Source organism: Chelatococcus sp. XZ-Ab1, from assembly GCF_029309855.1.
In the GTDB taxonomy this organism is placed as follows: domain Bacteria; phylum Pseudomonadota; class Alphaproteobacteria; order Rhizobiales; family Beijerinckiaceae; genus Chelatococcus_A; species Chelatococcus_A sambhunathii.
The window spans coordinates 97,720-109,064 of sequence record NZ_JARKII010000010.1 but is presented as its reverse complement, the minus strand read 5'-3'; the positions used below and the strand labels follow the sequence as shown (position 1 = coordinate 109,064).

Annotated in this window: 8 protein-coding genes; 3 read left to right on the top strand and 5 right to left on the bottom strand. The window is 68.5% G+C overall.

The window, feature by feature from the left end; genetic code table 11:
- Positions 1-4: 4 nt before the first annotated feature.
- The gene (locus P2T65_RS15640) at positions 5-1,789 is read right to left on the bottom strand and encodes an alpha/beta fold hydrolase (RefSeq protein ID WP_276200143.1); all 1,785 of its coding nucleotides are present in this window, start codon (positions 1,787-1,789) and stop codon (positions 5-7) included.
- A 253-nt stretch (positions 1,790-2,042) separates the two neighbouring features.
- Here P2T65_RS15640 and P2T65_RS15635 point away from each other — a divergent pair, with 253 nt between their 5' ends.
- A complete protein-coding gene (locus tag P2T65_RS15635) occupies positions 2,043-3,065 on the top strand; it encodes a zinc-dependent alcohol dehydrogenase (protein ID WP_055458402.1) in 1,023 nt (340 codons plus the stop codon).
- 54 nt (positions 3,066-3,119) lie between these two features.
- Here P2T65_RS15635 and P2T65_RS15630 read toward each other — a convergent pair whose 3' ends face one another.
- From P2T65_RS15630 to P2T65_RS15620, 3 genes are read right to left on the bottom strand one after another with little or no spacing between them, the layout of a single operon-like run.
- Positions 3,120-4,289 (bottom strand): ABC transporter permease, encoded by a 1,170-nt coding sequence (locus P2T65_RS15630; RefSeq protein ID WP_055458403.1) that lies wholly within the window; start codon positions 4,287-4,289, stop codon positions 3,120-3,122.
- 1 nt (position 4,290) lies between these two features.
- Positions 4,291-7,059: a ribosome-associated ATPase/putative transporter RbbA gene (gene rbbA / locus P2T65_RS15625; protein WP_276200142.1), complete on the bottom strand. Its 2,769-nt coding sequence runs from the start codon at positions 7,057-7,059 to the stop codon at positions 4,291-4,293.
- A 17-nt stretch (positions 7,060-7,076) separates the two neighbouring features.
- Positions 7,077-8,120, bottom strand: coding sequence for an HlyD family efflux transporter periplasmic adaptor subunit (locus tag P2T65_RS15620; protein ID WP_276200141.1), 1,044 nt, complete (start codon positions 8,118-8,120; stop codon positions 7,077-7,079).
- Between the two features lie 326 nt (positions 8,121-8,446).
- Here P2T65_RS15620 and P2T65_RS15615 point away from each other — a divergent pair, with 326 nt between their 5' ends.
- Together P2T65_RS15615 and sseA are read left to right on the top strand one after the other, a co-directional pair.
- Positions 8,447-9,163, top strand: coding sequence for an alanyl-tRNA editing protein (locus P2T65_RS15615; RefSeq protein ID WP_276200140.1), 717 nt, complete (start codon positions 8,447-8,449; stop codon positions 9,161-9,163).
- A 28-nt stretch (positions 9,164-9,191) separates the two neighbouring features.
- Positions 9,192-10,052, top strand: coding sequence for a 3-mercaptopyruvate sulfurtransferase (sseA, locus tag P2T65_RS15610; RefSeq protein WP_276200139.1), 861 nt, complete (start codon positions 9,192-9,194; stop codon positions 10,050-10,052).
- A gap of 26 nt (positions 10,053-10,078) precedes the next feature.
- On the opposite strand, the gene P2T65_RS15605 is transcribed toward sseA, so the two are convergent.
- On the bottom strand, positions 10,079-11,281 hold the full coding sequence (locus P2T65_RS15605; RefSeq protein WP_276200138.1) for a hypothetical protein: 1,203 nt from the start codon (positions 11,279-11,281) through the stop codon (positions 10,079-10,081).
- Positions 11,282-11,345: the final 64 nt, after the last annotated feature.

Sequence of the window (11,345 nt, the reverse complement as noted above, 5' to 3'; positions counted from 1 at the left end):
CCGCTCACCTCTGGAAGATGTAGGTGCCCGGGGCATCGGCGAGGGGCGGATAGCCCTTGCGCGGTGCCCCCATCGCCGGCGGCGCGACCCGCTCGCCCACCGACCGCTCCGCGAGCCAGGCCGCCCAGTCCGTCCACCAGGAGCCCTCCTTCACCGTCGCCGCCGCCAGCCACTCGTCCGGGCCGAGGTAGAGCGCGGAGGCCTCCTTGAGGCCGGTGCGGAAGGTGCGGCCGGCATGCCCCGGCTCGCTGACGATCCCCGCATTGTGGCCGCCGCTCGTCAGGACGAAGGTGATGTCGGTGTCGCAGAGCTGGTGCACCTTGTAGACGGAGCGCCACGGCGCCACGTGGTCGCGCTCCGTGCCGACGACGAACATCGGCACGCGGATGTTCTGCAGGGCCGCCGGGCGCCCCTCGACCATGAAGCGGCCGCTCGCCAGTTCGTTGTCGATGTAGAGGCGCTGCAGATATTCGGCGTGCATGCGATAGGGCATGCGGGTCGTGTCGGCGTTCCAGGCCATGATGTCGAACATCGGCGCCCGCTCGCCCATCAGATATTCGCGAATATGCCGCGACCAGACGAGGTCGTTGGTGCGCAGCAGCTGGAAGGCGCCCGCCATCTGGTCGGCGGAGAGATAGCCCCTGTTCCACATCATGCTCTCGAGGAAGTGCATCTGGCTGTGGTCGATGAAGAGCGCCAGTTCGCCCGGCTCGGTGAAATCCGTCTGCGCGGCAAGAAGCGTCATCGAGGCGAGGCGATCGTCGCCAGCATGGGCCATGGCCGCCGCCGCGATCGCCAGGAGCGTGCCGCCGAGGCAATAGCCGACCGCGTTGACCTTCACATCCGGCAGGATGGCATTGATGGCGTCGAGCGCCGCCATCACCCCCATCCGCCGGTAGTCGTCCATCGACAGATCGCGGTCCGTGGCGTCGGGATTGCGCCAGGAGATGCAGAAGACTGTATGCCCCTGCCCGACGAGATAGCGGACGAGCGAGTTCTGCGGCGAAAGGTCAAGGATGTAGTACTTCATGATCCACGCCGGTACGATCAGCACCGGCTCGGCCAGCACCGCCTTTGTCGCCGGCGCATACTGGATGAGCTCGATCAGATGGTTGCGGAAGACCACCTTGCCCGGCGTGACCGCGACGTCGCGGCCCGGCTGGAAGGCGTCCGCGCCCACGGGAAGCTGTCCGGTCGCCTGCCGGGTGACATCCTCAAGAAAGTTCGAGAAGCCTTCGAGATAATTGGCGCCGGCGGTCTCGATCGTCTTCTCCAGCACCTCCGGGTTCAGCAGCGGGAAGTTCGATGGCGAGAACACGTCGAGGAGTTGCCGCACGGCGAAGGAGACGACCTCCTCGTGGTGCGGGCTCACGCCGGGCACCTCGCGGGTGACGTTGTGCCACCATTGCTGCTGCAGCAGGAAGGCCTGGGCCCATAGGCTGAACGGCGGCTTGCGCCAGCCCTCGGCGCGGAAGCGATGATCGCCGGGCAGCGGCTCGATGCAGGGCGGCGTGTCGGGCCGGGCTGCCGCGGCGGCAATATGGGCGGCGATGCGCCCGGTCTTGCGCACCGCCTTGTCGATGAGCTCCAGCCGCTTGCCCGGCGCCGCGGCGAGATGGATCGACCAGTCGAACAGGGCAAGCGCCAGCGAGGTCGGCGAGATTCCGCCGGTTATCGCTCCTGTCAGCGCCTCGCGCATGCGGTCCAGGGCGCGGTAGCCCTCCAGTCCCAGGCTTTCGTCGCGACACGTGTGTGCCGTCGAGATCCGGGGGTGACGGGGATCGTTCATCTCGCGTTCCTCTGTCCAGCCCGACCGCAGGCCTTCACGTCGGGCATGTCCGCGCTGCGTCGCACAATGGCACGCCGGGCAACCCCACCGTTTGATCTCGCACAAAGCAGACCCCGGCCGTGCCGACGCATGATCGCGGCTCTCAGACATGATCCGCTTCAATGTGACGACAACCCGGAAGCCGCCGCGATCGTTCTCGAGGCCGCGGCCTCGCCCGCCTCTCACCCGCAGGGTTCAACCGAAGGAGTGTGCCATGCCCAAGATGAAAGCCGCCATAGCGCGGGTGTTCGGCGAGCCTCTCGCCATCGAGGAATGGACGGTGCCGGAGCCGCGGCCGGACCAGATCCTCGTCAAGATCGCGGCGACGGGCGTCTGCCACACCGACCTGCACGCGGTGAAGGGCGACTGGCCGGTCAAGCCGACGCTTCCGTTCATTCCTGGCCACGAGGGCGTGGGCACGGTTGCCGCTGTGGGGCGCGACGTGAAGCGCGTGAAGGAGGGCGATCGCGTCGGCGTGCCCTGGCTGCACACGGCCTGCGGCTACTGTCCCCATTGCCGCACCGGCTGGGAGACGCTATGCGGCAGCCAGCAGAACACCGGCTATTCCGTCAACGGCAGCTTCGCCGAATATGCCCTCGCTGACCCGAACTACGTCGGCCGGCTGCCTGAAAACCTCGCCTGGGGACCGGCCGCGCCGGTGCTCTGCGCCGGGGTTACCGTCTACAAGGGCCTCAAGGAGACGGAGGTGAAGCCCGGCGAATGGGTGGCGATCTCCGGCATCGGCGGGCTCGGCCACATGGCCGTGCAATATGCGCGCGCCATGGGCATGCATGTCGCCGCCATCGACGTGCATCCCGACAAGCTGGAACTCGCCAGGTCGCTGGGCGCGGAGATTGCCATCGACGCCCGCGAGCGCGACCCTGTTTCGGAGCTGCAGCAGCGCATCGGCGGCGTGCACGGTGTCCTCGTGACGGCGGTGTCGCCCGCTGCCTTCGAGCAGGCTTTCGGCGTGCTGCGTCCGCACGGCACGATGGCCCTCGTCGGCCTGCCGCCGGGCCGTTTCGCGATGCCGATCTTCGACACGGTGCTGAAGCGCATCACGGTACGCGGCTCCATCGTCGGCACGCGCCAGGACCTCGAGGAGGCGCTCGCCTTCGCCGGCGACGGCGCCGTCGCGGCCCATTTTTCCTGGGACCGGCTCGACAACATCAACGACGTCTTCGAGCGCATGGAAGCCGGCGCCATCGACGGCCGGGTCGTCCTCGACCTCGCCTGAGCCCTTCGGCGGCGATGGTCTCCGTCGCCGCCCCTCATCCGCCTAGGCCGCCATTCAACCGGCGTTGAAGATAACCTTGCGGAAGCGGCCGAGCGAGACGGCGAAATAGGCGACACCGATGGCGGCGAGCGCCAGCATCTGCGGCAACACGATTTTGAGCCCCGCCCCGCGATAGAGCACGGCCTGCGAAAAGGCGACGAAATGCGTCGCCGGTGAAATCTGCATCACATGCTGCAGCCACTCCGGCATGCTCTCCATCGGGGTCGTCGAGCCCGACAGGAGGTTGAGCACGATGAGCACCGGGATGGCGAGCAGTCCGAACTGGGCCATTGAGGTTGAGAAGGTGGCGATCAGGATGCCGAGCGCCGCGACCGAGAACTGGTAGAGCACCGCCCCTGAAAGAAAGAGCAGGATCGATCCGGCGATGGGCACGGCGAGCAGCCACTCAACCACGACGACGAGCGAGACGAAGGCCGCCGCCACGATGACGAGGCCATTCGCCAGGATCTTGGCGAGCATGATCTCGACAGGCGTCACCGGCATGACGAGCAGGTGCTCGACGGTACCGTGCTCGCGCTCGCGGATCAGCGCGGCCCCGGTCAGGATGACGGACAGCATGGTGATGTTGTTGATCACCTGCATCACCGAGGTGAACCAGGACGAGGTCAGGTTTGGATTGAACATCGCCCGCACGACGACGTTGACCGGCAGGATGGCGCTGCCCTCCCGCCGCTGCAGGAAGGCGATGATCTCGTTCGTCAGGATGTTCTGCACGTAGACGGCGCCGTTGCCCGCCTGGGTCATGGCCGTCGCATCGACATTGACCTGCAGCTCGGGATGGCGCCCGGCGAGGAGATCCGCCTCGAAGCGCGGCGGAATGACGAGCACGAAGACGAAGCGCCCCGCATCCATGGCCGCGTCGATGTCGCCGGCGCCGATTTCGACCGGCGTCTTGAACAGGGGCGGCAGGAAGGCATCCTGCAGTCGGCGCGACAAGGACGAGCGGTCCTCGTCGACGACCGCGATGGCCATGTTCTCCGCCTCCGTCTTCGCGCCCGTCGCCACCGAGTAGATGGCGAAGGTGAAGGTGTAGAGGATGAGCGCGACGAGGACCGGGTCGGCCCGGATGCTGCGCAATTCCTTCACCGCCAGGCGCAGGACATTGGCGACATGGCCGCCGATGCCGCGCGCCGACAGGCGATGCCGTTTCGATTGCCCGCTCATCTCACGGCTCCTGCTTGGCGAGCGCGACCTGCGACGCGACGATGAAGCCGATGCCGAACAGCGCCAGCATGACGAGGTTGGGCCACAGGTCGGCGAAGCCGAGGCTCTTGGTGAAGGTGCCGACGCTCACCGGCTGGTACCACGCCGCCGGAAAGGCGAGTCCGATGAAGCGGGCGCTACCCGACAGCGAGGAAACCGGCACGAGAAGGCCGGAGAAGTTGACCGCAGGGATGATGGCGATGATCGAGGTGGCGAAGACCGCCGCCACCTGCGTGCGCGTGAAGCACGAGACGAAGAGGCCGAAGCCGGTCGTCGCGAGGATATAGAGCAGGGTCGCGAAAAACAGCGCCGGCAACGAGCCCTTCACCGGCACCCCGAACAGCAGCAACGCGAGCGCAAGCAGCGAGACGAAGCTCACGGCCGCGATGACGACATAGGGCAGCTGCTTGCCGACGAGAAACTCGAACCTGGTGACCGGCGTTGCGCGGAAATTGGCGATGGAGCCGGTCTCCTTCTCGCGCACCACGCCGACCGCCGTCATGATCGCCGGAATCAGCACGAGCATCAGCATGATGACGCTCGGCACGATGGCATAGATGCTCCTGAAGGCCTGGTTGTAGCGGAAGCGCGTCTCGATATCGGCCGGCAGGACGCTGACGGAACCGCGGCCGCGCTCGTGCGACTGCGTCTGGAGATATTGCAGCGCCAGCCCGCTGACGTAGCCGCGCGTCGTCTCGGCCCGGAAGGGCATGGCGCCGTCGAGCCACACGCCGACCTCCGGCTGGCGGCCGGCAACGAGGTCGCGCCCGAAGCCGGCGGGGATCTCGATGGCGAGCTTGAGCTCGCCGCTCTTCAGGCGGTCCACCACCTCGGCGGCATTGGCGATCGGCGCCCGCTCGTCGAAATAGCGGGAGCCGGAGAAGCTTTCGAGCAGTTGCCGGCTTTCCAGCGACCGGTCCTGGTCGAGGGCCGCGAAGGTGAGCTTCTCGACGTCGAAGGAGATGCCGTAGCCGAAGGTGATCATGAGGATGATCGGGCCGAGCAGTGCGAAGGCGAGGCGAATGGGGTCGCGCATCAGTTCCATCGTCTCGCGCCGCGCATAGGCCCAAAGCCGGCGCAGGTCGAAGGAGCGCGCGGCCTGCGCCTGTCCCATGGCCGTCGGCAGCGCGACCGGCGCCTCCTGCGCATCCTCGGCCGACAGGTCGATGCCCGCCGCCTCGGCAAGGCAGGCGACAAAGGCCTCTTCGATGTCGCCGCCGCCGTGCCGCGCTGCCAGTTCCCGCGGCGTGCCCACGTCGAGCACCTTGCCCGCATGCATCAGCGAGATGCGGTCGCAGCGCTCAGCCTCGTTCATGAAATGGGTAGAGATGAAGATCGTCACGCCCTCGTCACGAGACAAGCCGACGAGGAAGCGCCAGAAGGCGTCGCGCGCCACCGGGTCGACGCCCGACGTCGGCTCGTCGAGGATCAGCATCTCCGGCCCGTGGATCACCGCGACGGCGAGCTGCAGGCGCTGGCGGATGCCGAGCGGCAGGCTTTCGGGGCGCTCGTCCGCGACATCGGCAAGATCGAAACGCTGCAGCATCTCGTCGACCCGCGGCGCGACCCTGTCGGCCGGGAGGTGGAAGAGATGGGCGTGCAGCTCGAGGTTCTGCCGCACGCTCAATTCGCCGTAGAGCGAGAAGGACTGGGACATGTAGCCGACGCGCCGGCGCGTCTCGAGATCGCGTGCATCAAGCGTTTCGCCGAACAGCCTGGCCCAGCCCTCGCTCGCCGGCAGCAGGCCGGTCAGCATCTTCATCGTCGTCGACTTGCCGCAGCCATTGGAGCCGAGGAAGCCGAAGATCTCCCCGCGCGCGATGCGGAAGCTGACATTGTCGACGGCCGTGAAGTCGCCGAAGCGGCAGGTCAGGCCCTCCGCCTCGATGGCCGGCGGGCCGTCGCTGGCGACGCGCGGGCGCACGGCGACCGGCTCGTGCTGGCGCTTCTCCTCGGGCAGGAGGGCGATGAAGGCGGCTTCGAGCGTGTCCGTCCCCGCCCGCGCGCGCACCTCGTCCGGCGAGCCGGTGGCGATCACCTTGCCGTCGTCGATGGCGGCGAGCCAGTCGAAGCGCTCCGCCTCCTCCATATAGGCGGTGGCAACGATGACGCTCATGCCCGGCCGCCGTTGCCTGATGCGCTCGATAAGGTCCCAGAACTGGCGCCGCGACAGCGGATCGACGCCGGTCGTCGGCTCGTCGAGGATGATGAGGTCGGGATCGTGGATGAGCGCACAGCACAGGCTGAGCTTCTGCTTCATGCCGCCCGACAGCTTGCCGGCCGGCCGGTCGGGAAACGGGTCGAGCCCGGTCGCTTTCAGGAGCTCGGCGATGCGCGTCTCGCGCTCGCCGGCGCCCTGCCCGAAGAGGCGGCCGAAGAAGTCGAGATTCTCGTAGACCGAAAGGGTCGGATAGAGATTGCGGCCGAGCCCCTGGGGCATGTAGGCGATACGCGCGCCGCTCGCCCTGCGGTGCCCGGCATCGGCCATGTCGCCGCCGAGCACCCTCACCTCCCCCTCCTGAATCCTGCGCACCCCGGCAGCGAGCGCGAGCAGCGTCGACTTGCCGACCCCGTCGGGGCCGATCAGCCCGGCCATGCAGCCGGCGGGAACGGACAGCGAGACGCCGTCGAGGGCGTGCACCTTGCCATAGCGATGGGTGACGCCGCGCAGGGTGACGACGGCATCCGCGCCGGTGACGGCCGGGGCTGCAGAAAGGCAGGCGATATCCATGAAGGCTACCGCTGGGCTCAGTCCGGCAGCCGGATGGCGAGGTCCGTCGGCCAGCCGGCATCCTTGACGGTGCGGACGAAGCCGATGCCGCGCACGCCCGTCTTCACCTGCGGCTCGTATTGCCTGAGCAGGTTGGGATCGATGCGGATCTTGACGCGGAACATCAGCTTCTCGCGTTCGTCTGCCGTCTCGACGGCCTTGGGCGTGAATTGCGCATCGGCCGCGACGAAGGAGACCCGCGCCGGCACCACATAATGCGGGATGGGATCGAGGATGATGCGCGCCTCGTCACCGAGAACGACCCTGCCGGCGTCGCGCGCAGGCAGGAAGATGGTCATATAGACGTCCGCAAGGTCGAGCAGCGTGACGATGCGCGCGCCGGCGGCCACCACCTCGCCGCCGCGCGCCAGCTTGTATTGCACGCGCCCGCGCCGGGGCGCCTTCAGCACCATGTCGGCGACAACCGTCTCGAGCCGAGCCACATCCGCCTTCGCCGCCTCGATGGCGGCGGCGGCCTGGTCGCGCGAGGCCTGGGCGGCGTTGAGCGCGGCATCGGCCGCCTTCATCTGGCTGCGCCGCTGGTCGAGCCGCTCCTGCGAGAAATGGCCCTTGGTGAAGAGCTCCTCGGCCCTGTCGAGCTCGGCCTTCGCGAGCAGACGGTCGCTCTCGCGCTGGGCGATCAAGGCCTCGGCCTCGGCCTTCGCCTTGACGGCCCGCAGCACCTGCGCCTCGGCGCCGCGCAACTGGGCCCGGTATTCGGAATCATCCATGCGGGCGATGACGGTGCCGGCATCGACCATGTCGCCCTCCTCGACGAGAACCTCGGCGAGGCGGCCGGCATATTTGGCCGAGACGTCGACCTGCTCGGCCTCGATACGGCCGTTGGCTCTGGCGATGCCCTCCGGCAGGCTGTTGCGGCGCAGGCGGTTGAACAGCGTCTCGAGGGTTCCCTGCGCCTGCACAACCCCGGCACCGAAGACCGCTTCGCCGGGCGGCAGCCAGCCGGGCGTCGCCAGAAACACCACGAGCAGCGCAAGACAACAGGGACGGGGCAGGCTCATCCGAAACCTCCTGAAGGCCCACTGTCGGTGAACTCGCCTCGGCAGCTTCTGCTGCCAAAGGCCGCGATTCCAGCCGGCGTCACCGGCCGAGTGTCGTCCTAGGCTCCGGCACTCGCTGCGGCCTTGATGCAGATCATGGCCCGGCGACGGCATGCCAATCAATGTTCCTTCATTCCTGCCGCAGCCCACATGTCCGGCCTGCAGCGGGCCGCGAGCGCTTCGCCCCCAGCCTTGCATGGCTCGGAGGCGCAGCACTGCCCCCGACGGGCTTGCAGCGGCCAGGGCCCCCGCCTACGGTCGCGCAACCTGTTCTGCGGAGGCGCGCGATGAGCAAGACGACCCTTCTGTTCCGGGACGATCCCTATGCCAAAACGGCCGAGGCGACCGTCGTCGGCCTCTCCGACGATGGCGGCATCATCCTCGACCGCACCATCTTCTATGCACAGGGCGGCGGCCAGCCCGGCGACATCGGCTGGATGATGCTGCCCGGCGGCCAGGAGATCGCCATCGCCAATGCCGTCTACGGCCCCGACCGGTCGACGATCGCGCATGTGCCGGCGGCCGAGGGGCGTCTCCCCGCCATCGGCGACACCGTCGGCCTGCGCCTCGACTGGGACGTCCGCCATGCGCGCATGCGCGTGCACACCGCCCTGCACCTGCTCTCGGTCGCCCTGCCCTTTCCCGTCACCGGCGGCGCCATCGGCGACGGCGAGGGCCGGCTCGACTTCGATATCCCCGATGCCGGCCTCGACAAGGACGAAATCGGCGTCAGGCTCAACGAGATGATCGCGCAGGATGCGGCGGTGAGCGAGCGCTGGATCACGGACGAGGAGCTCCTCGCCAATCCCGGCCTCGTCAAGACCATGTCCGTCAAGCCGCCGATGGGCTCGGGCACCGTGCGGCTCGTCGAGATCGCGGGGCTCGATCTGCAGCCCTGCGGCGGCACGCACGTGAAGAGCACCGGCGAGATCGGCGCGGTCGCCGTCACCGCCATCGAGAAGAAGGGCCGGCAGAACCGGCGCGTGCGCATCACGCTCGCCTGATCACGGCCGTAACGCAGAGGACCAGGCCATGAGCGAGACCAAGCTGCCTTCGCCTCATTTCGTTTCTACCGCTTGGCTCGCCGAGCATCTCGGCGCGCCGGACATCGCCATCGTCGATGCCTCCTGGTATCTGCCGACGGACAACCGCGACGGCGCCGCCGAATATCGCGCCGCGCACATCCCCGGCGCGGTCCATTTCGACATCGAGGCGATCCGCGACGAGAGCACCGACCTGCCGCACATGATGCCGACGGCGGAACGGTTCGCGGACGCCGTCGGCGCGCTCGGCATCGGCGACGGCATGCGGATCGTGGTCTACGACGGCGCGGGGCTGCTCGCCGCGGCGCGTGTGTGGTGGATGTTCCGGGCCTTCGGCGCGCAGGACGTGAAGATCCTCGACGGCGGCTTCCCGAAGTGGCTGGCCGAGCGTCGCCCCGTCGACGCGGAGCCTGTGCAGCCACCGCGGCAGACGTTCAACGCGCGGGCGCCGCAGGGTGTCGCCCATATCGAGGACGTGCGTGCCGCCCTTCACGAGCGCTCGGCCCAGATCGTCGACGCCCGTTCGCCGGAACGCTTCCGCGGCGAGGCGCCGGAGCCTCGCCCGGGCGTGCGCCCGGGCCGCATGCCCGGCAGTTTCAACGTGCCGCATGCCCGCCTCGTCGAGCAGGGAAGGCTGAAGGCGCCGGAAGATATCCGGCCCGTGTTCGAGGCCGCCGGCGTCAGCCTCGACCGGCCGGTCATCACCAGCTGCGGCTCGGGTGTTTCGGCGGCGATCCTGTGGCTCGCGCTCGACGCCCTGGGCAGGCCGCCCGCCGCGCTCTACGACGGCTCATGGGCGGAATGGGGCAGCCGGGCCGATTGCCCGGTCGTGACCGGGCCGGCCGACTGAGCGGCCCCGAAGGGAACGATGGCCCGTCAATCGTCCTTGGGTGCCGACCGGCCCGACGACTGCAACTGCCCACCCTCTCCGGTGGCGATATAGGTCTTCAATTCGTCGAGCGAGGCGAACTTGAAGACGCCGCGGCCCGTCTCGGCCTCGATGGAACCGTCGGAGTACATCACATAAAGATTGCCGCCGGCGCTGTAGGTGCCGACGACGGTCGGCGCCGCCGGGGCGGCGTCGGCCTCCTGCTCCGCAGGCGCGGGCTCCCCGGCTTCGTCATGCTCCGCCGGGGCCTCCTCGGCGCGGTCCGTTGCGGGCCCGTCTTCAGACGGTTCCGGCGTTGCCCCGTCAGCGGCCAGTGCAGAAGAAGGTTCACGTCCCTGTTGTTGCCAGGGGGCTGCAGGCGCCTCGAAGCCCTTCGCGTCGCCCCGGTCCTCCGTGCGACGCAGCCAGGACGGGAGTTGGGGCAGTGTTTCCTCACCCTTCGGGGCGGGCTCCGGCTCGGCCTCCGCTTCGGGTTCCTCCGACACCTGGGGCGCCGTGCCGAAGGTCGACAGGCGGGGCTCTTCCTTCTGCTGTTCGCCAGCCTCCTGCGATTCGGTCCCGGCCGTCCGAGGCTCCGTGACAAAGAAATCCCGCGAGAAGTCGAAGCGGGCGAACGGATCATCCAGCTTGCCGCTGCGCGGGGGCTGGGCCGACACCTCCTCTGCCGATGCAGGCTGGTCCGGGGCTGGGGCGGAGACCGGCTCCTCCCGCTCTTCCGGCTCTTCCCGTTCTTCCTCAGCTGCCGGACGATCCTCGAATCGGCGCGAGGGGAACGGTCGCATCGTCTCGAAGCCCGGCTCCTCGGCCGCCTCCCTCTCCCGCGTCTCCTCCTCCGCCCATGCCTTTCCCCCGAGGGTCGGCGCGGCCGTACCGGCGGCGGCGGAGGGTGCTATCGGCACGCCGGGGACGACGACAGGACGAAAATCCGCCCCGTCGTCGAATGGCTGCTCGGCCGCCCGGCCCAGCGACGACTCGCGGGCCGGAAGGAACTCGAGGCCCCCAGCGAGGCGGCGCAGGTCGCGCATCAGAAGCGCAATGGCCGCCAGAACGAAGCCGGCGGCGGCGAAGACACTGCCGGCGATCACCATCGACCATCCGCGCTCGAGCACGATGACTTCGGCACCGGCCATCACCGCGTAGAAACCGCCGGCGACGAGAACACCTGCAACGACGAGGATTACGGCAACCATCACACGACAACTTTCATTTCAGTCTACGCCATACTTCTTCGGCGCACAGTAAAGCCTTGCGCTC

Excerpts from the sequence above, each read along its gene's own strand:
- P2T65_RS15640 (WP_276200143.1), bottom strand. The coding sequence starts at position 1,789 with ATGAACGATCCCCGTCACCCCCGGATCTCGACGGCACACACGTGTCGC.
- P2T65_RS15635 (WP_055458402.1), top strand. The coding sequence starts at position 2,043 with ATGCCCAAGATGAAAGCCGCCATAGCGCGGGTGTTCGGCGAGCCTCTC.
- P2T65_RS15630 (WP_055458403.1), bottom strand. The coding sequence starts at position 4,289 with ATGAGCGGGCAATCGAAACGGCATCGCCTGTCGGCGCGCGGCATCGGC.
- rbbA (WP_276200142.1), bottom strand. The coding sequence starts at position 7,059 with ATGGATATCGCCTGCCTTTCTGCAGCCCCGGCCGTCACCGGCGCGGAT.
- P2T65_RS15620 (WP_276200141.1), bottom strand. The coding sequence starts at position 8,120 with ATGAGCCTGCCCCGTCCCTGTTGTCTTGCGCTGCTCGTGGTGTTTCTG.
- P2T65_RS15615 (WP_276200140.1), top strand. The coding sequence starts at position 8,447 with ATGAGCAAGACGACCCTTCTGTTCCGGGACGATCCCTATGCCAAAACG.
- sseA (WP_276200139.1), top strand. The coding sequence starts at position 9,192 with ATGAGCGAGACCAAGCTGCCTTCGCCTCATTTCGTTTCTACCGCTTGG.
- P2T65_RS15605 (WP_276200138.1), bottom strand. The coding sequence starts at position 11,281 with ATGGTTGCCGTAATCCTCGTCGTTGCAGGTGTTCTCGTCGCCGGCGGT.